General features: G+C 73.0%; 27 protein-coding genes. 14 read left to right on the forward strand and 13 right to left on the reverse strand.

Translation table 11 applies throughout. The annotated features are described in order from the left end of the window. Positions 1–5: 5 nt before the first annotated feature. From QSK20_RS30095 to QSK20_RS30110, 4 genes are all read left to right on the forward strand, one after another. On the forward strand, positions 6–1,112 hold the full coding sequence (locus QSK20_RS30095) for a citrate synthase 2 (protein WP_285792000.1): 1,107 nt from the start codon (positions 6–8) through the stop codon (positions 1,110–1,112). Between the two features lie 262 nt (positions 1,113–1,374). Beyond that, entirely contained in the window at positions 1,375–2,502 is a 1,128-nt protein-coding gene (gene serC / locus QSK20_RS30100) for a phosphoserine transaminase (protein ID WP_285792001.1), read from the forward strand. Positions 2,503–2,684: 182 nt separating this feature from the next. Then, positions 2,685–3,755, forward strand: coding sequence for a septation protein SepH (gene sepH / locus QSK20_RS30105; protein ID WP_285792002.1), 1,071 nt, complete (start codon positions 2,685–2,687; stop codon positions 3,753–3,755). A gap of 103 nt (positions 3,756–3,858) precedes the next feature. Next, entirely contained in the window at positions 3,859–4,845 is a 987-nt protein-coding gene (locus QSK20_RS30110) for an aldo/keto reductase (RefSeq protein ID WP_285792003.1), read from the forward strand. Positions 4,846–5,026: 181 nt separating this feature from the next. On the opposite strand, the gene thpR is transcribed toward QSK20_RS30110, so the two are convergent. The 5 genes from thpR to QSK20_RS30135 all read right to left on the reverse strand — a co-directional run bounded on the left by thpR (position 5,027) and on the right by QSK20_RS30135 (position 9,649). After that, positions 5,027–5,611, reverse strand: a complete 585-nt coding sequence (gene thpR / locus QSK20_RS30115; protein ID WP_285792004.1) for an RNA 2',3'-cyclic phosphodiesterase — start codon at positions 5,609–5,611, stop codon at positions 5,027–5,029. A 16-nt stretch (positions 5,612–5,627) separates the two neighbouring features. Further along, positions 5,628–6,137 (reverse strand): hypothetical protein, encoded by a 510-nt coding sequence (locus tag QSK20_RS30120; protein ID WP_285792005.1) that lies wholly within the window; start codon positions 6,135–6,137, stop codon positions 5,628–5,630. Between the two features lie 65 nt (positions 6,138–6,202). Next, the gene (locus tag QSK20_RS30125; RefSeq protein ID WP_285792006.1) at positions 6,203–7,546 is read right to left on the reverse strand and encodes an MFS transporter; all 1,344 of its coding nucleotides are present in this window, start codon (positions 7,544–7,546) and stop codon (positions 6,203–6,205) included. A gap of 60 nt (positions 7,547–7,606) precedes the next feature. Next, the gene (locus QSK20_RS30130; RefSeq protein WP_176737831.1) at positions 7,607–8,056 is read right to left on the reverse strand and encodes a MarR family winged helix-turn-helix transcriptional regulator; all 450 of its coding nucleotides are present in this window, start codon (positions 8,054–8,056) and stop codon (positions 7,607–7,609) included. Positions 8,057–8,170: 114 nt separating this feature from the next. Next, positions 8,171–9,649 carry an NCS2 family permease gene (locus QSK20_RS30135; protein WP_502889074.1) on the reverse strand — a complete coding sequence of 493 codons (1,479 nt, stop codon included), beginning with the start codon at positions 9,647–9,649 and terminating at the stop codon, positions 8,171–8,173. A gap of 90 nt (positions 9,650–9,739) precedes the next feature. Here QSK20_RS30135 and QSK20_RS30140 point away from each other — a divergent pair, with 90 nt between their 5' ends. Next, positions 9,740–9,988, forward strand: coding sequence for a DUF2530 domain-containing protein (locus QSK20_RS30140; protein WP_285792008.1), 249 nt, complete (start codon positions 9,740–9,742; stop codon positions 9,986–9,988). A 51-nt stretch (positions 9,989–10,039) separates the two neighbouring features. On the opposite strand, the gene QSK20_RS30145 is transcribed toward QSK20_RS30140, so the two are convergent. Next, entirely contained in the window at positions 10,040–10,966 is a 927-nt protein-coding gene (locus tag QSK20_RS30145) for a DUF3027 domain-containing protein (RefSeq protein WP_285792009.1), read from the reverse strand. Between QSK20_RS30145 and QSK20_RS30150 the strand changes: the two genes are divergently transcribed. Together QSK20_RS30150 and QSK20_RS30155 are read left to right on the forward strand one after the other, a co-directional pair. Beyond that, entirely contained in the window at positions 10,965–12,695 is a 1,731-nt protein-coding gene (locus QSK20_RS30150; protein WP_285792010.1) for an MFS transporter, read from the forward strand. The genes QSK20_RS30145 and QSK20_RS30150 overlap by 2 nt on opposite strands. Further along, the gene (locus tag QSK20_RS30155; protein WP_285792011.1) at positions 12,692–13,363 is read left to right on the forward strand and encodes a futalosine hydrolase; all 672 of its coding nucleotides are present in this window, start codon (positions 12,692–12,694) and stop codon (positions 13,361–13,363) included. The genes QSK20_RS30150 and QSK20_RS30155 overlap by 4 nt, the downstream gene beginning before the upstream one ends. Here QSK20_RS30155 and QSK20_RS30160 read toward each other — a convergent pair. After that, positions 13,305–14,261, reverse strand: a complete 957-nt coding sequence (locus tag QSK20_RS30160; protein ID WP_285792012.1) for a helix-turn-helix domain-containing protein — start codon at positions 14,259–14,261, stop codon at positions 13,305–13,307. The genes QSK20_RS30155 and QSK20_RS30160 overlap by 59 nt on opposite strands. Positions 14,262–14,837: 576 nt before the next feature. On the opposite strand from QSK20_RS30160, the gene QSK20_RS30165 reads away from it, so the two are divergent. Then, complete coding sequence (locus tag QSK20_RS30165; RefSeq protein ID WP_285792013.1) at positions 14,838–15,668, forward strand: 1,4-dihydroxy-6-naphtoate synthase; 831 nt, start codon at positions 14,838–14,840, stop codon at positions 15,666–15,668. Here QSK20_RS30165 and QSK20_RS30170 read toward each other — a convergent pair. Beyond that, positions 15,629–16,015 (reverse strand): cold-shock protein, encoded by a 387-nt coding sequence (locus QSK20_RS30170; protein WP_088980993.1) that lies wholly within the window; start codon positions 16,013–16,015, stop codon positions 15,629–15,631. The two genes, QSK20_RS30165 and QSK20_RS30170, sit on opposite strands and share 40 nt — an antisense overlap. Positions 16,016–16,052: 37 nt before the next feature. Next, positions 16,053–16,667, reverse strand: a complete 615-nt coding sequence (locus QSK20_RS30175) for an HAD family hydrolase (RefSeq protein WP_285792014.1) — start codon at positions 16,665–16,667, stop codon at positions 16,053–16,055. An 82-nt stretch (positions 16,668–16,749) separates the two neighbouring features. Between QSK20_RS30175 and QSK20_RS30180 the strand changes: the two genes are divergently transcribed. Then, a complete protein-coding gene (locus QSK20_RS30180; RefSeq protein ID WP_285792015.1) occupies positions 16,750–19,224 on the forward strand; it encodes a helicase-associated domain-containing protein in 2,475 nt (824 codons plus the stop codon). Between the two features lie 4 nt (positions 19,225–19,228). Here the strand turns inward: QSK20_RS30180 and QSK20_RS32315 are convergent, their stop codons facing one another. After that, positions 19,229–19,552 carry a hypothetical protein gene (locus QSK20_RS32315; protein WP_502889075.1) on the reverse strand — a complete coding sequence of 108 codons (324 nt, stop codon included), beginning with the start codon at positions 19,550–19,552 and terminating at the stop codon, positions 19,229–19,231. An 83-nt stretch (positions 19,553–19,635) separates the two neighbouring features. Next, positions 19,636–20,490, reverse strand: a complete 855-nt coding sequence (locus QSK20_RS30190; RefSeq protein ID WP_285792016.1) for a L,D-transpeptidase family protein — start codon at positions 20,488–20,490, stop codon at positions 19,636–19,638. A gap of 190 nt (positions 20,491–20,680) precedes the next feature. On the opposite strand from QSK20_RS30190, the gene QSK20_RS30195 reads away from it, so the two are divergent. Beyond that, positions 20,681–22,360, forward strand: coding sequence for a DNA repair helicase XPB (locus QSK20_RS30195; protein ID WP_285792017.1), 1,680 nt, complete (start codon positions 20,681–20,683; stop codon positions 22,358–22,360). A gap of 104 nt (positions 22,361–22,464) precedes the next feature. Here QSK20_RS30195 and QSK20_RS30200 read toward each other — a convergent pair whose 3' ends face one another. Next, a complete protein-coding gene (locus QSK20_RS30200; RefSeq protein ID WP_285792018.1) occupies positions 22,465–22,686 on the reverse strand; it encodes a hypothetical protein in 222 nt (73 codons plus the stop codon). 202 nt (positions 22,687–22,888) lie between these two features. Here QSK20_RS30200 and QSK20_RS30205 point away from each other — a divergent pair, with 202 nt between their 5' ends. After that, positions 22,889–23,542 carry a hypothetical protein gene (locus tag QSK20_RS30205; protein ID WP_285792019.1) on the forward strand — a complete coding sequence of 218 codons (654 nt, stop codon included), beginning with the start codon at positions 22,889–22,891 and terminating at the stop codon, positions 23,540–23,542. Beyond that, positions 23,539–24,717, forward strand: a complete 1,179-nt coding sequence (locus tag QSK20_RS30210) for a PrsW family intramembrane metalloprotease (protein ID WP_285792020.1) — start codon at positions 23,539–23,541, stop codon at positions 24,715–24,717. The genes QSK20_RS30205 and QSK20_RS30210 overlap by 4 nt, the downstream gene beginning before the upstream one ends. Before the next feature lie 289 nt (positions 24,718–25,006). Here QSK20_RS30210 and QSK20_RS30215 read toward each other — a convergent pair whose 3' ends face one another. Further along, positions 25,007–25,225 carry a winged helix-turn-helix domain-containing protein gene (locus QSK20_RS30215; RefSeq protein ID WP_145820525.1) on the reverse strand — a complete coding sequence of 73 codons (219 nt, stop codon included), beginning with the start codon at positions 25,223–25,225 and terminating at the stop codon, positions 25,007–25,009. Between the two features lie 325 nt (positions 25,226–25,550). On the opposite strand from QSK20_RS30215, the gene QSK20_RS30220 reads away from it, so the two are divergent. Both QSK20_RS30220 and QSK20_RS30225 read left to right on the forward strand, forming a co-directional pair. Further along, positions 25,551–25,868 carry a DivIVA domain-containing protein gene (locus QSK20_RS30220; RefSeq protein WP_352232332.1) on the forward strand — a complete coding sequence of 106 codons (318 nt, stop codon included), beginning with the start codon at positions 25,551–25,553 and terminating at the stop codon, positions 25,866–25,868. Next, positions 25,865–26,131 (forward strand): hypothetical protein, encoded by a 267-nt coding sequence (locus QSK20_RS30225; protein WP_285792021.1) that lies wholly within the window; start codon positions 25,865–25,867, stop codon positions 26,129–26,131. Before QSK20_RS30220 ends, QSK20_RS30225 begins: the two co-directional genes overlap by 4 nt. The last annotated feature ends 41 nt before the right edge of the window (positions 26,132–26,172 follow it).

Here is a 26,172-nt window from a genome sequence, read left to right on the forward strand (position 1 = left end):
ACGACATGGCCGACTTCAAACCGGGCCTGGAGGGCGTCGTAGCCTTCGAGACCGAGATCGCCGAGCCGGACCGCGAGGGTGGGTCGCTGCGCTACCGCGGGGTCGACATCGAGGACCTCATCGGTCAGGTCTCCTTCGGCAACGTCTGGGCGTTGCTGGTCGACGGCCGGTTCGGTCCCGGCCTGCCGCCGGCCGAGCCGTTCCCGGTGCCGGTGCACTCCGGCGACATCCGGGTCGACGTGCAGTCCGCCGTGGCGATGCTCGCCCCGTACTGGGGGCTCAACCAGCTCCTCGACATCTCCGACGAGCAGGCCCGCGAGGACCTGGCCCGGGTCTCGGTCACCGCGCTCTCCTTCGTCGCCCAGTCGGCCCGGGGTCTCGGCCTGCCGGCGGTGCCGCAGAAGGAGATCGACAAGGCATCCACCATCGTCGAGCGGTTCATGAAGCGCTGGCGGGGCGAGCCCGACCCCCGGCACGTCAAGGCCGTCGACGCCTACTTCATCTCGGCCGCCGAGCACGGGATGAACGCCTCGACCTTCACCACCCGGATCGTCGCCTCCACCGGCGCGGACGCCGCCGCCTGCATCTCCTCCGGCATCGGCGCGCTCTCCGGCCCGCTGCACGGCGGCGCCCCCTCCCGGGTGCTGACCATGCTGGAGGCGGTGGAGCGCAGCGGCGACGCCGAGGGGTACGTCAAGGGCGTGCTGGACCGGGGCGAGCGGCTGATGGGCTTCGGCCACCGGGTCTACCGGGCCGAGGACCCGCGTGCCCGGGTGCTCCGCCGCACCGCCCGCGAGCTGGGCGCACCCCGCTTCGAGGTGGCCGAGGCGCTGGAGAAGGCCGCGCTGGCCGAACTCCAGGCCCGCCGCCCGGACCGGGTCCTCGCCACCAACGTCGAGTTCTGGTCGGCCGTGGTGCTCGACTTCGCCGAGGTGCCGGCGCACATGTTCACCTCGATGTTCACCTGCGCCCGGATGGGCGGCTGGAGCGCGCACATCCTCGAACAGAAGAAGCTCAGCCGGCTGGTCCGCCCGTCCGCCCGCTACGTCGGTCACGGCCCCCGCAAGCCGCAGGACGTGGACGGCTGGAACGCCATCCCGCACGGCGTCTGAGTTCCCGACCGACTCCGTCGATCATGGAGTTGTGGTGCCCGATCAGCCAGGTTTGCGGGGGTTTGTCAGGTACCCAAAGTCCATGATCGACGGGGGCGGCGGGTGGCGGCACGGCGCCCGGGTGTGGGCAGCGCCTCATCACCGGGCGGACGGTGACGGCGTCCGGCAGGGGGCCCGGATGGGAGGATGGGTGCCTCGGCAGCGTCGCCGGACCACCACTCGCACCCGGTCAAGTGGCCCACAGTAAGGAAGCCTGATCACCGTGGCTGATGTTTCGACCATCCGGATTCCCGACGAGATCAAGCCCGCCGACGGCCGGTTCGGCTGCGGGCCGTCCAAGGTCCGTCCGGCGGCCGTGTCCGCGCTCGCCGACGTCGCGACCAGCTACCTCGGCACCTCGCACCGGCAGAAGACCGTCCGGGACCAGGTCGCCCGGCTGCGTCGTGGTCTCGCCGAGTTCTTCTCCCTCCCCGAGGGGTACGAGGTCGTGATCGGCAACGGCGGCACCACCGCGTTCTGGGAGGTCGCCGCCTTCGGCCTGGTCCGCGACCGGGCGCAGTTCGCCAGCTTCGGCGAGTTCGGGGCGAAGTTCGCCAAGTCGGTCAAGGACGCGCCGTTCCTCGGTGAGCCGACCGTCCGCAAGTCCGAGCCGGGCAGCGCGCCGTCGCTGGTCGCCGAGGCCGGGGTCGACGTCTACGCCACCCCGCACAACGAGACCTCGACCGGTGTGGCGGTGCCGATCGCCCGGGTGGACGGGGCCGACCCGGGGTCGTTGCTGCTGGTCGACGCCACCTCCGGGGCCGGCGGGCTGGACGTCAACGTCGGCGAGACCGACGTCTACTACTTCGCCCCGCAGAAGTGCTTCGGCTCCGACGGCGGCCTCTGGATCGCGCTCATGTCGCCGGCCGCGCTGGAGCGGGCCACCGAGATCAAGGCCTCGGGCCGGTACGTCCCGGCCTTCCTCGACCTGGTCACCGCGATCGACAACTCGCGGCTGGAGCAGACCTACAACACCCCGGCGCTGGCCACCATCTTCCTGGCCGCCGAGCAGACCGACTGGATGAACGCGCAGGGCGGACTCTCCTGGGCCGCCAAGCGCACCGCCGAGAGCGCCGGAACGGTCTACGGCTGGGCCGAGCGCTCCGCCGTCGCGACCCCGTTCGTCACCGACCCGGCGCTGCGTTCCAACGTGGTCGCCACCATCGACTTCGCCGACGGGGTGGACGCCTCGGCGATCGCGAAGGCGCTGCGGGCGAACGGCGTCGTCGACACCGAGCCGTACCGCAAGCTCGGCCGTAACCAGCTCCGGGTGGCGCTCTTCCCGGCGGTGGAGCCGGCCGACGTCGAGGCGCTGACCGCCTCGATCGACTACGTGGTGGAGCGGCTCTAGCCGCTATGGTGGGGGGCGTCGCCGACCGGTGGCGTCCCCTACGACTGTGATCCTGACCTGCTCAGCCGTGACATGCGGGCGTGGCATCCCCCACCCGCCAGCGGATGGGCGTACCGTGTTGACCAGACGCCCGGGTGGCTGACCCTGGCGTGCGGCCAGCGAAGCGGGACGGAGGCAACGTCATGCGCCCAGTACGCTTCGTCGCCCTCTCCGAGGACGGCCAGGCCCTGGTGCTCGCCGACGAGGTGGGGCGACTGCTCGCCCTGCCCATCGACGAGCGCGTCACCAACGTGCTGCACGCCGAGCCCGGCGCGCCGCCGCTGGCCGTCGCGACCGAACGGGCCCCCGATCCGATCCCCTCACTGTCCCCGCGGGACATCCAGGCCCGGATCCGCTCCGGCGAGTCCGCCGAGGACGTCGCCCGCGTCGCCGGCGTCCCGGTCGACCGGGTCCTGCGGTACGCCGGCCCGGTGCTCCAGGAGCGGGCCATGCTCGCCCAGCACGCCCGACGCACCCGGCTCAAGGGCGCCGAGAAGCCCACCCCGCTCGCCGAGGTGGTCAACGGCCGGCTGGCCCAGCACGGGATCGACACCGAGAAGATCTCCTGGGACGCGTACCGCCGCGACGACGGCACCTGGCGGATCATCGCCACCTGGCCCTCCGGCAAGGCCACCGCCCAGGCGGTCTGGGATCTCGACAAGACCCGGCAGAACGTCACGCCGCACGACGACATGGCGCAGTATCTCTGCGCCGAACGGCCCACCCCGATCCTCGGCCAGGACCCGCCGGAGCGGGGCCACGCGCTGCCCGGCCCGTCGCGGGGCGAACCGAGCCGGGGCGGCCACGGCCTGCCGGCTCCCGTCGAGCGCACCCGGACCGGTCGTGACCCGATCCGCGCCGGCCGGGACGCCCTGCTCGCCTCGCTGGACCGGCCGCTCGGCTCGACCTCCGGCCGGGGCCTCGAACCGCGCACCCCGGCCGCCCTCGGCGACCAGGAGACGCCCCGCCAGCGGGCGATCAGCGGGGGCGCGGCGGCGCTGCTCGGCGGTGGCCAGGGTTCGGCGTTCGACGACGACTCGGACGCGCCGAAGGAGGTGCCGGCCGTGCCGTCGCTGGCGGTGCTCCGGCCCCGCCGCACCGGCGCGCCCGCCGCCGAGGCCCCTGCCGAGACTGCCGGTAAGCCACGCAAGCGGCTGCCGAGCTGGGACGACGTCCTCTTCGGGTCCGGTCCGGCGGCCCGCGAGTCCTCCTGACCCGACCGACGCCGGGCACCCCCGACGTCAGCACCGGTCCACCGCATGGTCCGACCGCACCGGCCAGCCGGTGCGGTCGACGGTGCCGTGGCAGGGTGAGCCCATGGAGTACACGAACCTCGGCCGTACCGGCCTCTCGGTCAGCCGGCTCTGCCTCGGCACCATGAACTTCGGACCGCAGACCAGCGAACCCGACAGCTTCGCGATCATGGACCGTGCCCTGGAGCACGGCCTGAACTTCTTCGACACCGCCAACGTCTACGGCTGGCAGACCGGTGAGGGTGTCACCGAGCAGATCATCGGGCGCTGGTTCGCCCAGGGCGGCGGTCGCCGGGAGAAGGTCGTACTGGCCACCAAGGTCTACGGCAAGATGGGCGACTGGCCGAACGACCAGGGTCTCTCCGCCCGGCACATCGTCCGGGCCTGCGAGGACTCGCTGCGCCGGCTCCGCACCGACACCATCGACCTGTACCAGATGCACCACATCTCCCGGAGCACGCCGTGGGAGGAGATCTGGCAGGCCATGGAGACCCTGGTCGCCCAGGGCAAGGTGCTCTACGTCGGCTCGTCGAACTTCGCGGGCTGGCACCTGGCCGTCGCGCAGGCCGCCGCCGGACGGCGCAACTTCCTCGGACTCGTCTCCGAGCAGTGCATCTACAACCTGATGACCCGGCACGCCGAACTGGAGGTCATCCCGGCCGCCCAGCACCTCGGCCTCGGCATCATCCCGTGGTCGCCGCTGCACGGCGGGCTGCTCGCCGGTGTGCTGGCCAAGATGGCCGCCGGTGGGGCGGCACGCGGCACGACCGGCCGTTCCGGCGACGCGCTGGCCGCCCACCGCGACACCATCGAGGCGTACGAGCAGCTCTGCGCGGATCTCGGCCACGACCCGGCCGACGTGGCGCTGGGCTGGCTGCTCTCCCGTCCGGGGGTGACCGCGCCGATCATCGGCCCGCGTACCGTCGAGCAGCTCGACCGGACCCTCGGCGCCCTGGCGGTCCGTCTCGACGAGGCGACCGGGGAACGGCTCGACGAGCTCTTCCCGCCGATCGGCAGCGGCGGTCCCGCCCCGGAGGCGTGGGCCTGGTAGCCACCGCCCCGGTCCGGCCGGCGACGCGGGACGGTCAAGCCGCGCGCAGGACGGTCGGCCAGCCGCGCGGGGCGGTCGACCAGCCGCGCGGGACGGTCAAGCCGCGCGCAGGACGGTCGGCCAGCCGCGCGGGGCGGTCGGTCAGCCGCGCGGGGCGGCGGTGTCCGCCGGCCCGGCCGGGTCACAGGGGCCAGGCGGCGAGGTGCTCGTACCGGCGGACCGGGCCCGGGTGGCCGCCGACCGGGCCGAGGTGGCTGCGGACCAGGACCACCTCGGTCGCCGGCCAGCTCGGGCCGAGGTATCCGCCCAGCGTGGCCTGGTCCTCCTCGACGTCGAGCCGGTCGCCGGGGCGGGCGATGGTGAGGTGGGGCCGGAACGGCCGGTCGTCGTACGGCAGTCCGGCGGCGTCCAGCTCGTCCCGGATCCGCGCGGCGAGCGCCGCCAGCCGCTCCACCTCGCCGAGCACGTCCACCCAGAGCACGGTGCGCCGGCCGGACCCGAACCGGCCGCCGCCGCCAAGCCGGAGCCGGGGCGGTTCCGGTCCCCGGCACGGGCCGGCTGCCCGGCCCAGCGCCTCCCGGACGGCGGGCAGCCGGTCCTCGGCGACCTCGCCGAGGAAGGCGACGGTCAGGTGCGCGTCCGCCGGGTCGGCCAGTCGTACGTTGGTGCCGACCGCGGCGGCCAGTCCGATCCGCAGCCGGGCGACCTGCACGGCGAGATCCGCCATCGCGTCGGCGGGCGGGTGGACCGCGACGAAGAGCCTCATCGACGCCGGCGTCGGGTCACCGGTGTCGTTGGCGGTGGTCGGTGGTGGTCGCCGGCAGCGGAAGCCCGGCGGCGTGCAACGCCCCCTCGACGCGGACCCGCTCGATCTCCCGGTCGACCCCCTCCAGCTCGGCCAGGTGCTCGGGGATGCCGAGACACCGGCAGGCCAGTCGGAGCCGGTCGTCGTACGCCTTGATCAGCAGCAGCGGCCAGACGATCGGGCGTCCGCCGCGTCCCAGCCGGTACGCGCGGAGCCGCCACAGGTCGGCGGCGATCTGCTCCAGCGGCCGACGGTCCGGCCGGTCGAACTCGGTGAGGTCGATGTCACGGGTGAGGGCGTCGGCCCCGACGGCCCGGTCGAGGCGGGCGATGGTCCGCCGGTCGCGCCGAGCGGCCCGTCGACGTGACCAGGCGCCGGCGATCCGGTCGAGGCGGTCGTCGCCGCAGCACACCAGGGCAACTGCGGCCGGTACGCACACCACGAGGAGGATCGCCAGCACCAGCAGCATCGCCCGACCGGCCTCCACGCATCGACGCTAATCCCCCGTGACCCCCCGTGCCAGCGGAATGCCGGTATCCGGGCGGGGACGTTTCAGCGGACACCAGCCTCCGCGGGTACGCGCGTCCCACAGGTGCCGCGACCGGGCAGGTCGACGGTCGGCGGCGGAACGACGTAGAAACGGGGCAGCGGGTTGACCCGCAGCCGGATCCGGGCACCGGAGCGGCGCAGTTGCCAGGTCAGGGCGATCAGGGCGGCGGTGAGCGAGATCAGCCCGCCCGCCCAGATGCTCACGCCCGCGCCGTACGTCTCGGCGACCCAGCCGATGAGCGGCGCGCCGACCGGGTTGGTGCCGAGGAAGACCAGCACCCACAGCGCCATCACCCGGCCCCGGAAGGCGGCGTCGGTGCCGAGCTGCACCCGCTGGTTGGCGGCCTGGGCGAAGTAGAGCACGAAGAACCCGGTCGGCAGGAGCAACGCGACGACCAGCCAGTAGGCGGGCGCTAGCCCCACCAGGGTGCCGAACACCGAACAGGCGACCGCCGCACCGAGCACCGTCCAGACCGACGGTCGGCTGCGCCGTCCACTGCCGGCCAGGGCACCGGCGAGCGAGCCCACCGCGAGCGTGGTGGTGAAGAGGCCGAACGAGGCCGCGCCGGTGTCGAAGACGGTCTTGGCGAGGGCGGCGAGGGTGAGCTGGAAGTTGAACAGGCTCATCCCGATGACCGACATCAGCGCCATGGGCAGCAGCAGGTCGGGGCGCTTGGCGACGTAGCGCAGCCCGTCGACCACCTTGGCCGAGTCGCGCTCCTTCACCGGGCGGAGGTCCTCCCGGTACAGCTCGGCGGGGTTCATCCGGACCACGTTGGCCAGCGGGGCGAGCGAGCTGAGCGCGCTGACCAGGAAGACCGGGCCGACGTCGACGAGGGCGATGGCGATGCCGGCGAGGGCGGGGCCGATGATCCGGGCGCTGTTGAAGGTGGCCGCCGAGAGGGCGAGCGCGTTCGGCAGCAGCGGCGTGCCGACCAGTTCGGAGACGAACGCCTGCCGGACCGGGGTCTCCACCGCGTTGGCGACGCCGAGCAGGGCGGCGAAGAGGTACACGTGCCAGAGCTGCACCAGGCCGGTGAGGACCAGCAGGCTCATCCCGAGCGCGAGCACGCTCCAGAACGCGTTGGCGACGAAGAGGAGCAGGCGCTTGTCGTAGCGGTCGGCGAGGCGGCCGGAGAGAAGGGTGAGGAGCAGGACCGGGGCGAACTGGAGCGCGGTGACGATGCCGAGCGCGGTGGCGGAGTCGCCGGAGAGGTCGAGGACGAGCCAGTCCTGGGCGATGAACATCATCCAGACGCCGATCAACTTGATCAGCTGCCCGGACGCGAAGAGCCGGTAGTTACGGATCTGCAGGGACTGGAACATCGTGCTCAGCTTCGTCCGCACGCTCGGTGCGCCTCCTCGGGTACGCGTCATCCAGGACGGACGGTGCGGACCCGGTGGCGTTCAGCCGCGGGCGAGTCGCTGCAGGATCTCGGCGGCGTGCCGCAGAGTGTCGCGTTCCTCTTCGGTGAGGTCGGCCAGCCGGTTGGCCAGCCACTCGTCGCGGGCCCGCTCGAACTGGTCGAGCACGGCCTGCCCCCCTTCGGTGGCCGCCAGGATGACCTGCCGGCCGTCGGTCGGGTGGGGGGTGCGGCGCACGAGGCCACGCTCCTCCAACTTCGCGACGATCCTGGTCATCGTCGGCGGTTGCACCCGTTCGACGTCGGCCAGTTCCCGAGGGGTCAGCGCGCCCGCCAGCCGGAGACTGGTCAGGGCGGAGAGCTGAGTCACCGTGAGGTCACCCACCGGGCGGGCCTGGCGGACCCGCCGGTTGAGTCGGGTGAGCGCATCACGCAGTTGTTGCGCCAGTTGCGTCGGTGCCACGCGTCTCGTCGTCACCGTCCGCTCCGTCACGTTGGTTAGCCTAGCTAATAAGCCGAGCTAACGACATCCGATATGAGTAGGCTCACCAGGCGTTTAGTCCCATCCGGCCCGAAACACCCTGAGGTGTCCCGGGCCGGGATGGTGTCACAGGAGGGCGGCTTCGAGCGGCCCGCGTAGGAAGTACACCACGAAGAGGGCGGCCACCCCGTACAGCAGCGGGTGGACCTCGCGGGCCTTCCCCTTCGCCAACTTCAGCACCACGTACGTGATCAGGCCCGCGCCGATCCCGTTGGAGATGGAGTAGGTGAAGGGCATCAGCACGATGGTGAGGAAGGCCGGGATGGCGATCTCGTAGTTGGACCAGTCGATGGTCCGCACCGCCATCATCATCAGGAAGCCGACCACCACCAGCGCGGTCGAGGCCGCCTCGAACGGCACGATCACCACCAGCGGCGCGAGGAACATCGCCAGCAGGAACAGCCCGCCGGTGACCAGGTTGGCCGCGCCGGTCCGGGCGCCCTCCGCGACACCCGCCGCGCTCTCGATGTACGAGGTGTTGCTCGACGTGCTCGCCGCACCGCCGGCCGCCGCCGCGATCGAGTCGACCAGCAGGATCTCCTTGGCCCGGGGCGGGGTGCCCCGCTCGTCGAGCATGTCGCCCTCCTGGCCGACCGCAACCATCGTCCCCATCGTGTCGAAGAAGTCCGTGATCAGCACGGTGAAGACGAACATCAGCGCGACCAGCCAGCCGGCCTGACTCCACGAGTTGAGCACGTTGAAGTTGCCGAGCAGGGAGAGGTCCGGCACGTCCACCACGTTCTTCGGCAACTCCGGCACGTTGAGCGCCCAGCCCTTCGGGTTGGGTTGCCCGTTCACCACCGACGGACCGACGTTCGCCACCGCCTCGACGATGATCGCCAGCACCGTCGAGGCGAGGATGCCGATCAGGATCGCGCCCCGGACCTTGCGCACCACCAGCACCAGGGTGAGCAGCAGGCCGAGCACGAAGACCAGCATCGGCCAGCTCGCCAGCTTGCCACCGATGCCCAACCCCACCGGGACGGTGGTGTTCGCCACGTCCGGCACCCGACGGACGAACCCGGCGTTGACCAGACCGATGATGGTCAGGAAGAGGCCGATGCCGACCCCGATCGCGGTCTTCATCTCGGTCGGGACCGACCGGAACACCGCGGTCCGCAGCCCGGTGAGCACCAGCACGGCGATGATCACACCCTCGATCACCACCAGGCCCATCGCGTCCGCCCAGGTCATCTGCGGTGCGATCTCGTACGCGACCAGCGCGTTCACGCCGAGCCCGGCGGCGAGCGCCAGCGGGAAGCGGCCCACCACACCCATCAGGAGGGTCATCACCCCGGCGACCAGCGCGGTCGCCGCCGCCAGGGCGGGGATCGCCAGCCGCTTACCCTCGCCGTCGACCGCGCCGCCGATGATCAACGGGTTCAACACCACGATGTAGGCCATCGTGAAGAAGGTGGCGAGACCGCCCCGCACCTCGCGGCCCACCGTCGACCCACGGGCGGAGATCTCGAAAAACCGGTCGAAGCCGTTGCGGGGGCGGGCTGCGCCGAACGGTGTTCCGGTCTTGGACGGGGCTTTGTCCATCGGGTCCTCGCAACTGATCTTCCGTCTGTCGGGCCGCATCGTCGCAGATCAGGGGCCACAAGGAAAAGTTGATCGAGGTACGCTTCCCCCGTGCCCAGACAACAGCCACCGCGGCCGGAGCCGCTCGACCCGCCGATGGTGCCCTTCGCCCTCGCCGGGTTGGCGATCTGGGCCGTCGTCGGGCTGACGCTCCTGGTCTTCTTCCGCGACTGGCTCACCACGAACGGTCACGAGAACTGGCTCTGGACCTGCCTGGCCGGTTTCCTGTGGGGCTTTCCCGGTCTGGCCGTGATGATGCGGCACGACGCGAACCGACGACGTCGCCGCGCGCGCCGCTGACCCACCCGGGCCACCCGGAGTGCCGTCACCGGCCGGCGCGGCCGGTCGGGCTCAGGGGTGGCCGTACGGTTCTCCCGGCTCGGTCGCCTCTACCGAGCCGGGTGCCCGGCTCACCGACAGCTCCTCGACCGCGCTGTCGTCGTAGACGGTGGGCAGCTCGTCGACCGCGGCCTCGGCCGTCTCGACCAGGGCCTCGGAGTGCGCGCCGCACCCGTGGTCGACGCTGACCACCCGACCGTCGTCGGGAGCGTAGAAGTTGCCACAGGCGCCGAAGGACTGCCGCAGCGCCCCGGCCAGCGGGAGGTAGAAACCGCACGATCCGCAGCGCGCGGGGGCGGGGGCGGCCACCGAGATCGCCGCGCCGGGGCCGTGGTCACCGTCGTACCACCGCTGGGCAGTGTCCATCCGCCCTTCCCGGGAGAACACCCGGGAGCGGCCGAGCCCCAGATCCCACGCGGTCTCCTCGACCGCCGGGTCGTCGGAGAGCACGTAGCCCGGGGCCAGTCGCTCGTCGTCCGGCGGGGTGGGCAGCAGGTCACCGGGGCCGAGGTCGCCCGGCTGGAGCCGCTCCTGCCAGGGAAGCCAGCCCGGCGCGAGCAGCGCGTCCGGGCCGGGCAGCAGGACGGTCTCGCAGACCGTGACGTTACGGCTGCGCGGGACGCGGGTGACGGTCACCGCCCAACGCCAGCCCCGGTAGCCCGGGAGTCGACACTCGAAGTAGTGGGTGACGAGCCGGTCGCCCTCGGCGGCGGCCTTCAGGTGGTCGCCGACATCCGAGGGCTCCACCTCGGTGATGCCGTCGCGGGCCACCTCGACGGCGGCGGCGCAGACCTGGTCGAGACGGGCGCGGGCGGAGGCGGGCCTGGTCACCTGTCCATTGTCCCCCATGCGCGGCGCGGACCGACAGGGACTCCCCGACACACGTCTTCCCGGGCAGATGCGGCGTCGGCCGGGACGATGGGCGAGGATGGAGCACATGCCGCTGTTCTCCCGCTCCGGGCGCTCCGTCCTCGGGACGACCGTCGGCACGGGCGTCCGTACCACCCGAAAGCTCTTCCGGGGGTCGGTCAACGGCGGCATGTGGATGGGGCGGCGGTTCGGCCGGGCCCGGGCCCGCAGCGCCGGGGGCGAGGTCGGCATGGTCCGCCTCTTCGACCTGCACGCCGTCTCCTGCGCCGGGGACACCCTGATCGCGATCGGCCTGGCCGGAACGATCTTCTTCAACGTCCCGCTCGGCGAGGCCCGCAGCAAGGTCGCGATCTACCTGCTGGTGACGATGGTGCCGTTCGCGATGCTGGCACCGGTGGTCGGTCCGCTGCTCGACCACTTCCGGCACGGCCGGCGCTACGCCCTGGCGGCCACCATGCTGGGCCGGGCGTTCCTGGCCTGGATGATCTCCGACTACATCCACGGCTTCGGGCTCTACCCGGCGGCGTTCGGGGTGCTCGCCCTCTCCCGCGCCTACGGGGTGGCCCGGTCCGCGGCCGTGCCCCGGCTGCTGCCCGAAGGGCTCGGCCTCTCCCAGGTCGGCGCGCGGGCCAGCGTCTACGGCACCATCGCCGGTGGCCTCGTCGCGCCGATCGGACTCGCCGCGTTCTGGTTCGGCCCGCAGTGGCCGCTCCGGGTCGCCTCGCTCATCTTCCTGGTCGGCATGGTGATCGCCCTGCGCCTCCCGCCCCGCGCCGACTCCGAACCGCCGGAACGGGTTCCCCGCCCGCTACGCCGGGCGTTCGGCCGCGACGGTGAACGGCCCCTGGGACGTGGACGCCCGGCGGGCCGGCTGGTGCTGGCCACGCTGATCGGCGCGGCCAGCCTCCGTGCCGTGTACGGCTTCCTGCTGCTCTTCCTCGCCTTCGCGATCAAGGCCGGGGACCTGCCCACCGTGATCCTCGGCCGGGATCTCGGAGACGAGGCCGCCCTCGGTCTGGTCGGCGCGGCGTTGGCCGTGGGCACCTTCCTGGCCACCGCCGTCGGCACCCGGCTCCGCATCCACCACCCGGCGCTGATCCAGTCCAGCGGCATGGTCATCGTGGCCGGGGTGGCGGTCTTCGCCACCATCCGGTTCTCCCTGGAGATGGTGGCCGCGCTCTGTCTGGTGGCCGCCCTGAGCAGCGGTATCGCCAAGCTCGCCGTGGACGCGTCGATCCAGGAACGCATCCCGGAGCGGCTCCGGGCCAGCTCCTTCGCCCACTCCGAGACGGCGCTGATGCTCGCCTTCGTGGCCGGCGGCGGCCTCGGGCTGGTCCCCTTCGACGGGCGGATCGGCATCGGCGTCGCTGCCGCCGCCGGCACGCTCGCCGCCGTCCGGGGCATGCTGGTCACCAACCGGCTACGCGGGGAACGCCTGATCGGCCGCCCGCTCGGCGACGAGGAACTCGCCGACGCCACCGACCCGCCGGATCCCGACCCGGCCCCGTCGGGTACCACCGATCCGTCGGGCGCCACCGATCCGTCCGGCCCGGCGGAGACACCGACCCCCGTTCCGGCCGGCTCGACGGCCCCGCCCACTTCGGCACCAGCACCACCACCCGTGTCCACCCCGCCCCGGCCCCAGCCCCCCTCCCCGCCCCCGGCCCGTCCGCCGGCACCCACCGCGCCCGAGGACGAGCGGTTGGTCCCGCCCGGTTTCCACCTCTACCGTCCCTCACCGGCGGCCGACCGGTCAGAGGACGAGGACCGCCAGGACTCCCAGGGGCCGGTGGCGTGACCGGCCTGCTCGTGGTGACCGCGGTTCCCGCCGAGGCGGAGGCGTTCCGCACCGGACTGACCGATCCGACGGCGACCGTCGTCCCGGTCGGGGTCGGGCCGGCCGTGGCGGGCGCGGCCACCGCACGTCTGCTGGCGCTCGCCGAGGCCGCCGGACGCCCGTACCGAGGCGTGGTCAGCGCCGGCGTGGCCGGCGGCTTCGCCCACCGGGTGGCGGTGGGCGGGACGGTGCTCGCCGAACGCAGCCTCGCGGCCGACCTGGGTGCGGAGTCACCGCAGGGTTTCATCCCGATCGACGAGCTGGGCATGACTGCCGAGCAACTCGGCGGCCCGGTCGCCGTCGAGGCGGACCCGGCCCTGCTCGCCGCCCTGCGGTCGGCCCTGCCGGACGCCGTGGTCGGCACGGTGCTGACCGTCGGCACCGTGACCGGCACCGCGGCCAGCACCCGGGCCCTCGCCGTCCGGCACCCCGACGCGGTGGCCGAGGCGATGGAGGGGCACGGCGTGGCGGTCGCCGCCGCCCAGGCCGGACTTCCCTTCGTGGAGATCCGGACGATCTCCAACCCGATCGGGCCCCGGGACCGGGACGCGTGGCGGCTCCGGGAGGCCCTCACCGCCCTGGGTTCGGCGGCGGCGGCCCTCGACGCCCTGGGGGCCGACGGAGGCTGAGCGCCCACGGTCGGCTGCATCCAAGCCGGAAGTCACAGGCGAGCAGGAATTCGACCGCACCGCCCTCGGCGATCGCGTGGACCGCGCCGATCCCGGCCTGATCCATCCCCTCGACGAGGAGGGTGACCAGCCGTCGGCCGATGCCCACCCGATGCAGGCCGGGCGCGACCAGCACCCCGTCGAGCACCAGTTCCCGCGCGCCGTCGCCGGGGCGGGTCGACAGCAGGTCGACGCTGCGCTCGTGGGCCCGCAACTCCCCCACCAGCGCACCATCGGGCAGCTCCGCGACGAGCCGCCACGAGGTGGCGGGCAGGCCGACGTCGTCACGCCGGTAACGGAGACACCGGAGGATCCGGTCGACCTCCCGCCGTCGGTCACGACCACGCCGGTCGAGATCGTAGGTCGCCGGGGGCACCGGCAACGGCCACCGTTCCGGCGGCAGGTTGTACCAGTCCGCCCACCAGGCCCCCGGCCAGTCCTTGAGAGTGCGGACCTCCCGCACGTCGAGATGGGCGGGGTAGCGACGGTCCGCGCCGTCCCGCCACCCGTCGTGCGGCACGGCCGGCACCGCCGCCGGCCGTCCGTCATCCGCGACGCCGACCGCCACCTCGCCCCCGGCGGCGCGGACCAGCCGCTCGACCGTACGGAACCGGGGATCGTCCGCCCCGCCCGACTCGATCCGGGCCACCGTGCTCTTCGACACTCCGGCCCGCACGGCAAGTTCGCGTTGACTCAGGTCGGCCCGGCGACGCAGGGCGCGCAGCACCGCCCCCAGCTCGACACCCGCCCCGCCGCGTTCGCCCCCACCGTCCGCCTCATCCTCGCCTCCGCCTCCGCGCCCGCTCCCGCGCCGGCGCCCACCGGTCGGCTGGTCCTCGTTCGGTCCGTCGAGGCTCACCGCGTGCTTCCTCACACCCCCATCGTCCGAGCGGTTGTCGTCGTCCTCAACAGCCTCGTCGAACCTGTGGACAAACCTGTGGACAACCCACACCGGCGGTGGATGATGCCCGCTCCGGCCCTTTGGAGCTGCCCCGTCCGTGCGCCCACAGAGCGGGCGGGGCGGCCCGCGACCGGCCGGTCGCCGGGTGCCGGGTGCCGGTCGCCGGGTGCCGGGTGCCGGGTGCCGGTCGCCGGGTGCCGGGTGCCGGGTGCCTGCAGGGGACCCTTCCTACCGTTTTTTGTCGAAGAAGGGTCCCCTGCAACCAACTAACCCGGCGGGCGGCGGGCGGCGGGCGGCGGGCGGCGGGCGGCGGGCGGATGGTGCCCCGTCTGTGCGGGCAGCTCCAAAGGACTCGAAGGGGCATGTCACCAGGGCGGGAGACCGGCCGTCGGGAGTGAGAAGAGCACCGTCGGTGCCGCAAGGCGTGGCAGGCCGAACGGGCCGGGCGCAGCGGACCAGGGAGGGCGGCCCGGGGGCGGGACCGTGGTCGAGGGGCGTGGCCGGAGCGGCAGGTCAACGGGCTACGGTGAGGGCGTGGCACTCTCGCTGGCGATCTCGCCCTGCCCCAACGACACCTTCGTGTTCCACGCGCTGGTGCACGGCCTGGTGCCCGGCGCGCCGCCGGTCGAGGTGACCTACGCCGACGTGGACGTGACCAACAACGCTGCCGAGCAGGGCGCGTTCGACCTGGTCAAGGTGAGCTACGGGGCACTGCCGTGGCTGCTGGACGACTACCACCTGTTGCCCTGCGGCGGGGCGCTGGGCCGGGGTTGCGGTCCACTCCTGCTCACCCGCCCCGGAGCCGGGGACCTCACCGGCGCGACGGTCGCCGTGCCGGGTGACCGGACCACGGCGTACCTGCTGTTCCGGCTCTGGTCGGCGGACCGCCCGCCGGCCCGGATCGAGGTGGTGCCGTTCCACCAGATCATGCCGGGGGTGGCCGCCGGCCGGTACGACGCCGGACTGGTGATCCACGAGGCCCGGTTCACCTACCCCCGGCACGGGCTGACCGCCCTGGTCGACCTCGGCGAGTGGTGGGAGTCCACCACCGGCCTGCCCATCCCGCTCGGGGCGATCCTGGCCCGGCGCGGTGTGGTGGACCCGCTGGCCGCCGCCGGGTGGATCCGCGCCTCGGTGGAGCGGGCGTGGGCCGACCCGGCGGCGACCCGGGACTACGTGCTGGCCCACGCCCAGGAGATGGAGCCCGACGTGGTGGACCAGCACATCGGGCTCTACGTCAACGAGTTCACCGCCGACCTGGGCACGGACGGCCTCGCCGCCGTGGAGGCGCTGCTGGGCCGGGCCGCCGACGCCGGGCTGGTGCCTCAGACCTCCAGTTCGCGCGCGACCGCGTGGACCAGCTGAGCGATCTTCTGCGCGGTCTTCCGGTCGGGGAAGCGGCCCCGCCGCAGGTCCGGCTGGACCTTGGCCTCCAGCACCTTGATCATGTCCTCGACCAGGCCGTGCAGCTCCTCCGCCGGCCGGCGGCGCAGCTCGGCGACGGAGGGCGGGGCGTCAAGCAGCTTGACCCCCATCGCCTGCGCGCCCCGGCGGCTGTCCACGACGCTGAAGTCGACGCGCTGACCGCCCTTCAGATCGGTGACCCCTGTCGGCAGCGCGCCCTTGGGCAGGAACACGTCGCCACCTTCGTCACTGGTGACGAACCCGTATCCCTTGGCCGCGTCATACCACTTCACTCGACCCGTCGGCACCTGAGAACCTCTGCTTCGTTTGAGACGTCTACTCCCCTCAGGCTAGCCGGATCCACCGCCCCATCGCCGCCGGGAATCCGGTGAGATCATCGAGCACCGTGTCCGCTCCGGCGGCACGTAGCTCCTCGGCCGTGCAGGGACCGGTCGTCACCCCGATCCCGGGGATCCGGGCCGTCCGGGCGGCCACCATGTCCGCCACGTGGTCGCCGACGTAGTGGGTCGCGCCGTGCGCGACCAGCGCGGTCGCCTTCTCCTCGGCGAACAGGTCGCCGGCCAGCTCGTCGACGGAGAGTCCGAGGTGGTCCAGGTGCAGCCGGGCCAGCCGGCCGTGCTTCGAGGTGACCACCATGACCCGCCCACCGTGGGCGCGGATCGCGTCGAGGGTGGCGAGCGCACCGGGCAGCGGCACCGTGGGGGTGATCGCGTACGCCGGGTAGAGCTCCCGGTAGAGGGTCACCGCCTGATCGACCTCCTCCGGCGGGAACCAGTTGGCGATCTCGGTGCGCAGCGGCGGCCCGAGCCGGGCGACCACGGCGTCGACGTCCACGTACACGCCGGTCCGGGCGGTCAGCGCCCGGAAGGCGGCGGCGATGCCGGGACGTGAGTCGACCAGGGTCATGTCGAGGTCGAATCCGACCATCAGCGGGGGCATGCTGCGAACCTACCGTCGCCGGGGTACCGACCGGATGTCCGAGGGGCGCGACGGCCCCTCGGCGGGCTAGCGTGGAACGACGATGACCATCTCACTCGCGGACCACCTGCGCACCCTCGACGACGAGGCGCTCGCCGCGCTGCTCGCCCGGCGGCCGGACCTCGTCGTGCCGGTGCCCGCCGACCTCTCGGCCCTCGCCGTCCGGGCCCAGTCGCGGGTCTCGGTGGCCCGCGCGCTCGACGGGTTGGACCAGTTCACCCTCCAGATCCTCGACGCCGCCCGGCTGACCCGGGGTCCCGGCGGAGGCGGCACCTCCGTGGAGGCGGTGCTCGCGATGGCCACCGCCGGTCCGCGTCCGCCCGCGCCGACCGCCGTCCGGACCGCCCTGTCGCGGCTGCGCGAGCTCTTCCTGGTGTACGGCCCGGAGCACGACCTGCACGTGGTGGCGAGTGTGGACGAGGTGTCCGCGTACCCGGCGGGGCTGGGCCGGCCGGCGGCGGAGCTGGACCCGGCGACCGCCGCGCTCTGCGCGGACCCGGCGAAGCTGCGGCGGACGCTGCTGGCCGCGCCTCCCTCCGCGCGGGCGATCCTGGACCGGCTCGCCGCCGGACCGCCGGTCGGCACGGTGCCCCCGGGCGCGCTGCGCGCACCCGCCTCCGGGGTGCAGGACGTCGTCCCGGCCGATCCGACCAACGGTGGCCCGCCGACCGGTTCCCCGGTGCGCTGGCTGGTCGACCACAAACTGCTGGTGCCGGTCTCCGGGGCCGAGTCGGGTGGGGCGGGCGCGGTGGAACTGCCCCGCGAGGTCGGTCTGCTGCTACGTCGGGAGACGGGCCCGCTCGGCCCGCTGCGGACCGAGCCGCCGACGGTGGCCGCCGCGCCCCGTGAGGCGAAGCTCGTGGACAACGCCGGGACCGGGCAGACCATGGAGGTGGTACGCCACACCGAGGCGCTGCTGGACGCGCTGGCCGCCGACCCGGCACCGGTGCTGCGGACCGGCGGCCTCGGGGTGCGGGACCTGCGCCGGCTGGCCAAGGGCACCGGGCTGGACGAGGCGACCAGCGCGCTGCTGTTGGAGACGGCGTACGCGGCCGGGCTCCTCGGTGAGCTCGACCTTCCCGGGGCCAGCACCACCCGGTACGGGGCCGACCAGCAGGTCCTGCCCACCGGCGGGTACGAGGTGTGGCGGGCGCTCTCCCTGGCCCGCCGCTGGGAGCAGTTGGCCCGCGCCTGGCTCGCGATGACCCGGCAGGTGGGCCTGGTCGGGCAGCGGGACGACCGGGACCGGCCGATCAGCGCGCTCTCCGCCGAGGCGGAACGGGCCGGCGCGCCGGCCGCCCGGCGGGCCGTGCTCGGGGTCCTCGCCGACCTGCCCCCGGCGACCGCCCCCACCCCCGACGAGGTGCTGGGACTGCTCGACTGGCGGGCGCCCCGGCGCAGCCGGGGACGGGAGACGGCCCACCGGGAGGTGCTGGCGGAGGCGGCCACGCTGGGCGTGACCGGGCTGGGGGCGCTCACCTCGTACGGGCGACTGCTGCTGGCCGACACGGAGTCCCCGGGGGCGGGCGTCGACGACCCGCTGGGGGTGCGGACCGATCCCGACGAGCAGTCCACCGCCGTCCGGGCCCTGGACGCGCTGCTCCCCGAGCCGGTCGACCACTTCCTCGTCCAGGCCGACCTGACCGTGGTGGTGCCGGGTCCACCGGAGCCGACGCTCGCCGCCGAACTGGACGTGGTCGCCGAGCACGAGTCGGCCGGCGGGGCGAGCGTGCACCGGGTCACCACGGCGAGCGTGCGCCGGGCGCTGGACGCCGGTTGGTCCGCCGAGGACCTGCACGAGCTGTTCCGTCGCCGGTCCCGGACCCCGGTGCCGCAGGGGCTGACGTACCTGGTGGACGACGTGGCCCGCCGGCACGGTGGGCTGCGGGTCGGGTCGGCCGGGGCGTACCTGCGCAGCGACGACGAGGCGCTGCTGGTCGAGGTGCTCGCCGACCGGCGGCTGGAGGGGCTGTCGATGCGTCGGCTCGCCCCGACCGTGCTGGTCACCCCGTACCAGATCGGCCGGCTGCTGGGGGCGCTGCGGGACGCCGGCTACGCGCCGGTGCCGGAGGACGCGGCCGGGGCGGCGGTGCTGGCCCGGCCGAAGGCACGGCGGGCCCCGGCCCGGGTGCCGGTGACCACCCGCTCGGTCGACCCGCTGGCCGGGCCCCGGCTCACTCCGCCCCGGCTGCTCGGCATCGTGGAGCAGATCCGGCGCGGCGAGGCGGCGGCACGGGTGGCCCGGCGGGCCCCGTCGGTGCTGCGCGGCGTGGCGCCGGAGGGAGGCGGTCCGGTCGCGGTGCCGGGTCACCGGGACGCGCTGGCGGTGCTGCAACAGGCGGTCCGGGACAAGGCCCTGGTCTGGGTGGGGTACGTGGACGCGCACGGCGCGACCGCGTCCCGGTTGGTGCGTCCGGTGTCGATCGGGGCGGGCTACCTGCGCGCGGAGGACGAGCGGACGGAGATGCTGCACACCTTCGCCCTGCACCGGATCACCGCGGCGGTGCGGGACGAGTAGGTCGTCAGCGGCGTCGGCCGCGTCGGACGGTGCCGACGATCGAGACGACCAGCAGCAGGGCGAAGGCCGCCCCAGCGGACTCGCCCAGCGAGTCGACGAACCCCTGCTGGAGCACGAGCCAACCGAAGAGGAACCAGCCGAGGACCGCCGCGCCGGCCACCGCGTACGCCACCACGGTCGCGGTGGACACGGTGGGCGTCCCGGCGGCTCCGTCGCTGCGTCGGGTGTCGTCGGCTCCCGTGCGTCGGGTGTCGTCGCCGGAGGGCACCTCCGCCACGGGTGCGGCGTTCCGCTCGCTCTCGGCGGTGGTGTCCCGGTCGACCGTCATCTGCTGACCTCCCCGTCGCCGCCCCTGCGTCCACCCTGTCACCTGATGGAACGAAGTGACAGGGTGGACGCGGTCGGATCGGATCAGGTGCCGGGCCGCTTGCCGAACACGACCACGCGGTAGCCGATCTTGCCCCAGTCCCAGAACCGCTTGGCGTCGTACGGCAGCAGGTTGATGCAGCCGTGCGAGCCGATGGACTTGTCGTGCAGGTAGGTGGTGGTCTGGTGGTACCCGATGCCACCCACGAAGCGCTGCCAGTAGGGCAGCCACACCTCGTACGGGTCGGACCACTCCTTCACGGTCCGCTTGTTGATTTTGTAGGTGCCGGTCGGGGTGGCGTAGCCGCGCATCCCGGTCCGGGTCACCGTCGGCGGGATGACCACCTTGCCGTCGCGCATGGCCCAGGTGGTCTGCCGGGTCAGGTCGATGCAGAACGTGACACCGGAGCCGGTCTTGCAGCTCTTCACGTTCGTCGTGGCCAGCCGCTTCGACACGTCGTACGTGGTGGGTCCGGCACGACCCTGGACCGGGCGGATGTCGTACCGCTGCTGGAACTTCTTGATCGCGGCGCAGTCGGTGGCGGACTGCTTGCCGTCCACGATGACCTTGCCGAACGTGCCCAGCTTGGCGAGATAGGTCTCGACCGCCTTCTGGTACTCACCCTGCGGGCAGGCGGCGGCCCTGGTCCTGTTCGAGGTGGTCTGGACGGTGGAGCGGGTGGTTGCCAGTGTCGCGGTCGTCGTCCTGGCGGACGTCAGGCCGGTCAGCTGGTCGGAGCCGAGCGAGGCGCTCTCCCCCGATAACCGTCCCGACACGCTGACCGCGGCGAGGTCGTCGCCGGCCGGATCAGCCTGCGGGTCGAGCGCGCACGCGCTCGCACCGACCAGCGTGACCACTGCCAGGGCGGCGACCCCGATGGTGGACCGAACTCTGTTCATGTGTCCTCCTAGGGGCACAGCCGTCCCTTCGCTAGACGTATGTGAGTGCCGCGAAGGTTGCACCCTGTAGTGAATTTTTCTGGCCGCCCCCCGTGCGTGCAAGACTGGAGGGTCGCCCAGATTCCGTCGTGGCACGGGGGCGACGGCGCGACGGACAGCGAAACACCTGGTGAGAGCGGGAGGACCCGGCGTGAACGGTGGACCACTGATCGTGCAGTCGGACAAGACCCTGCTGCTGGAGATCGACCACCCGGACGCGCAGGCCTGCCGGATGGCCATCGCGCCCTTCGCCGAGCTGGAGCGGTCCCCCGAGCACGTGCACACCTACCGGCTCACCCCGCTGGGGCTGTGGAACGCCCGCGCCGCCGGGCACGACGCCGAGGGCGTGGTCGACGCGCTGCTGAAGTACTCCCGTTACCCGGTGCCGCACGCGCTGCTGGTGGACGTGGCCGAGACCATGGACCGGTACGGCCGGCTCCAGCTCGCCAACGACCCGGTGCACGGGCTGGTGCTGCAGGCGCTGGACCGGCTGGTGCTGATCGAGGTCGCCAAGAGCAAGAAGCTCGCCGGCATGCTCGGCGCGAAGCTGGACGACGACACCATCGCGGTGCACCCGTCCGAGCGCGGCCGGCTCAAGCAGGCGCTGCTCAAGCTCGGCTGGCCCGCCGAGGACCTGGCCGGCTACGTCGACGGCGAGGCGCACCCGATCGAACTGGCCGAGGCCGGCAAGGACGGCGGGAAGCCGTGGACGCTGCGGTCGTACCAGCGGGCGGCGGTGGAGGCGTTCTGGGCCGGCGGGTCCGGCGTGGTGGTGCTGCCCTGCGGCGCGGGCAAGACCCTGGTCGGGGCGGCGGCGATGGCCGAGGCGAAGGCGACCACGCTGATCCTGGTCACCAACACGGTCGCCGGGCGGCAGTGGAAGCGTGAGCTGATCGCCCGCACCTCGTTGACCGAGGACGAGATCGGCGAGTACTCCGGCGAGCGCAAGGAGATCCGCCCGGTCACCATCGCCACGTACCAGGTGCTCACCTCGCGGCGCGGTGGCGCGTTCACCCACCTCGACCTGTTCGGGGCCCGCGACTGGGGCCTGGTCGTCTACGACGAGGTGCACCTGCTGCCCGCGCCGATCTTCCGGTTCACCGCGGACCTCCAGGCCCGCCGCCGGCTCGGCCTGACCGCCACCCTGGTCCGGGAGGACGGCCGGGAGGGCGACGTGTTCAGCCTGATCGGCCCGAAGCGGTACGACGCGCCGTGGAAGGACATCGAGGCGCAGGGCTGGATCGCCCCGGCCCAGTGCACCGAGGTACGGGTCACCCTCACCGACGCCGAGCGGCTGGCGTACGCGACCGCTGAGAGCGAGGAGCGCTACCGGATGGCGGCGACCGCCCGCACCAAGCTGCCGGTGGTCCGCGCGCTCGTGCAGCGGCACCCGGACGACCAGGTGCTGGTGATCGGCGGGTACATCGACCAGCTCCACCAGCTCGGCGAGTACCTCGACGCGCCGATCGTGCAGGGCTCGACCACCAACAAGGAGCGGGAACGGCTCTTCGACGCCTTCCGGTCGGGCGAGATCCGGACGCTGGTCATCTCGAAGGTCGGCAACTTCTCCATCGACCTGCCCGAGGCGGCGGTGGCGATCCAGGTCTCCGGCACGTTCGGCTCCCGGCAGGAGGAGGCGCAGCGGCTCGGCCGGGTGCTCCGTCCCAAGGCCGACGGTCGCCAGGCGCACTTCTACACGGTGGTCTCCCGGGACACCATCGACACCGAGTACGCCGCCCACCGGCAGCGCTTCCTCGCCGAGCAGGGGTACGCGTACACGATCGTCGACGCCGACGACGTCCTCGGTCCGAAACTGCCCACCGTCGACTGATCGCGGGACGGGTCGGCCCGCCGGGTCACGGATTCCCGGTCGCGGTCCTGTCGAGCTGCCCGCGCAGACGGGGCAGTTCCGGCTCAGCCCGCGCGGTTTCCGGCTCAGCCCGACCGGACCGAGGCCGCCGCCCACGCCCAACCGGCGTCGAGGATCAGGCTGGCGAACTCCGCCACCTGCGACCCGGCACCACGCTCGGCGCGCGCGGTGCCGACCTCGCCGAGCCAGACCGGTACGTGGTCAACCACCGAGTCGACCGCACCCAACGCCACTCCCGCAACCGGTCCGGCCGCCACCCAGCACAGACGGTCATGCCCCCGCGTCATGTCGCTCAGTGTGCCGCACCGCGCACCGGCGAACGGTCCGGCGGACGACGCGGTGGGCAGCCGCCGGGGCCGGGTATGGCGGCGGGAGTCGCACCGATCGTGCGGACTCGCCGGCACCGGCGGGTCCGCGACCGACAGAACTAACCTGGTCAGCCCCGTGATTGCGGTTTCGAGCGCCCCTGACGGGGCAAGGATGGCGGCCATGGGCAACACCTACGAGGGGCGTCACGTCCCTCCCCCCTCCTGGGTCCCGGCGGAGCACCGCTGGTTCGGGCTGGACCGCCGCAGCCTGCTGCCCGGCCTGGTGGTCGCGGTGCTCGGCTTCCTGTTGGCCTGGGTCCTGCCGCTGGTCGACTCGGCGACACCGGCCCCGGACGACGCCATCCGGCCGGGCGACCGCCTCAACCTGTCCGGCGGACTGACCGTCACCCCGCCGCAGGGCTGGCAACTGGTCGACGGCCTCCGGGTCGGCGCGGACACCGCAGAGCCGGAGGAGGGCTCGCCGAACGCGACCGTCGTCCGTGACGGTGTCGCCGCCCATCTCCGCGTCGCACCGTTCACCGGCGACGCCGACGCGCTGCTGGACCAGGTCAACACCAACGAGAACAGGTCCGACGCCCGGCCGGCGTTCACGATCGACGGAGAACGGACGACGGTGCCGACCGTCAACGGGTTGACCGGGGTGATCGAGAGGTACACCAGCACGGCGGCCGACGGGATGATCGCCGCCTACGCCCTTCCCGACCGTCGGGGGATGACCATCGAGATCAGCGCGGCATCCCGAGAGCAGCTCGCCGTGTACCAACGTGAGATCGACGTGATGCTCCGCAGCGTCAGCCTGGAGGGACAGTCGTGAGTAGCGTCGACACCACCGCTCTCACCGCCGAGCGGGCCGCCGCGATCCGGGACTCCGGCTGGGGTGAGCCGTTCCGGCTCGTACAACCCCGCAACCTGTGCTTCTGGGTCTTCGTCTGGGGCGTCGCCGCAGGCAGCTACGGGATGCTCCACTACTACGGCCCGGCCCTGGGGGCCTACGGCGTCGGGCTGGGCACCGGCGTCCTCGCTTTCGCGCTCTACACGATCCCGTGGCTCTTCCTGCTCGCGTACCACAACCGTTACACCTCGCTCCCGTCGAAGCTGTTGCTGACCGCGTTCGTCTGGGGCGCGAGCGCTGCCACGTTCTGGCTCGCGATCAGCGCCAACGGGGCGATCCTGTCGCTGTACGGCAAGGGGTTCGGTCTGGCCTGGGTCACCGACTGGGGCGCGGGGCTGACCGCGCCGTTCACCGAGGAGACGTCCAAGGCGCTGGCCCTGGTCCTGCTGATCGGCCTGGCTCCCCGGCTGGTCCGCAGCCCGTACGACGGGCTGATGATCGGCGCGTTCGCCGGGCTCGGTTTCCAGATCTCCGAGGACGTCCTGTACGCCTTCAACAACACGTACGCCAACTTCGGCGCCGACCAGGTCGGGGCCGTGCTCCAGATCATTCTCGTCCGAGGGCTGACCGGACTGGTCGGGCACGTGCTCTTCAGCGCCGTCTTCTGCGCCGGGCTGATGTGGCTGATCGGCCGGGGTGACCCCGGGCACCGGGTGCGGGGGCTCCTGCTGATGCTCGCGGCCATGGCCGCCCACAGCGGGTGGGACAACCTGGGTGCCATCGGCTACCTCGTCGCCGGCGACTACGGCGCCCCGCTGCTGATGATCGTCGTCTTCCCCGCTGCCAACCTGCTGTTGCTCTGGCTGACGTTCCGGCTCGCCGTACCGCAGGAACAACGGTGGCTGCGCGCCGTTCTCGCACCCGAGGCCGCCCAGGGCGTACTGACCGACGACGAGCTCACGGCGGCCAGCGGCGGATGCCGCACCCGCCGGTCGTACCTCAAGTCCCGCCACGGCCACCGGGACAAGCGGACCGCCCGGCACGTCCTCACCGCCGCCAACGATCTGGCGCGGGAACTGGCCCGGTCCGGCGGCCGGGAGACCGACCCGGTCCGGCACGCCCGCAGCGAGGTCGCACGCCTCCGCGCCCCTGCGTAGCAGGTGACCGACTCGGCCGAGTGATCCAGGCGCGGTGCCACGCTCCGAAGGGTCATCCGGCCAGGGCGAGAGGTGGAACCACTGTCGCGTCCCGCCGTCGGGGCTGCGTGCCGCCTCGTCGCTGGGACCAAGCCGAGCCGTTCGTAGAACGTTCTCGCCCCGCTGCCGGCCACCGCTGGATGGTCCGCCCCGAAGACGGCGACGTCGACCCGGCACGGGCGTTCAGCCGTCGACGTGGGCCGGGCGGGCCGGTATCACCGTCATCCGCCCGGCGTTCGTCGACCGCGAGCTACGAGCGATCGGCCACGAACACGCCCACGCCCTCCAAGGTCTCCGTCAGGCCGGTCGCCCGGAGCAGCATCATCGCCTTACCGACAACCGTGTCGGATACGCCGTACTCCTTGCACAGTTGCGCGCGACTCGGCAACTTGGTGCCGGGCGGCCACTCGCCTGAGTCGATCTTCTTGCGCAGCTCGTCTGCGAGCATCTGGTACTGCTGCTTGGGCATCACACACTCCCCGGATGGCAAGGCCCATTCGATCACGTGGCACCTCCAATCTCAACCAACCGGTGGTTCATCGTTGACCTACAACCGGTACCGGTTGTAGGTTCCTCACGAGCCCCCGGATGGCACCAGGGGCAGCCGGTCGGGGCGAGGCGGTCCCCCTGCTTCGCCCCGACCACCGGACACCACACGTCCGGTTGCCGTACTGCCGATCGAGGCTGCGGTGGTCGGGCCGGGTGGTCTCCGGCGGACCCGACGCCGGAGACCACCCCTCCACCCGGTGGGCAGACCGGAAACGAGAGCGGACACCCCGAAGGGCGGTCACCTGATGCGCACGATCCTGCGTCGCCTGCTCGGCCGGCACCACCGGCGGCGGCCGGCGTACCGGCACCCCGTCAACGCGGCCCCGCCGTCCGCGTACCGACCGTTGCGGCCCTGGCAGGTCCGCGCCCGCTGCTTCACCACCCGCCGCCACGGGCTCGACCCCGACGAGATCCGGGCCTTCCTGCACCGGGTGGCCGACGAACTGACCGTCGCGCAGACCGCGCTGGAAGCCGTACTCGACGAGAACAAGCGGATCAAGGACGCGCTCCGCGACTGGCAGACCGGGCACGCCCTACGCGCGACCGCAGGTGACCGGCGATGAGCGAGGAGCGTTGGGTGATCCACGTGCCGGTCGTCGCACCCGACCTGAACCGCGCCCGGATCTTCGCCCGCACCGCCACCCGCGCTCTCGCCCTGCTCACCTCGCGGATCGACGCCGGGGAGGTGACCGTCTCGGCCGAGGACGCCCAGGGCGTACGACATCGGGTCTTCTGCGACCGGCGACTGGCCGCCGGTGGCCGGTGCACCCTGCCCACCGACCACACCGCGCCCTGCACCCGATCACCGCTGACCCGACACCGGTAGCCGGAGCGGGCGATTTCCCGCCCTGGCAGCGGGGCGCGGCG

Source organism: Micromonospora sp. NBRC 101691 (assembly GCF_030269285.1).
GTDB lineage: Bacteria > Actinomycetota > Actinomycetes > Mycobacteriales > Micromonosporaceae > Micromonospora > Micromonospora echinospora.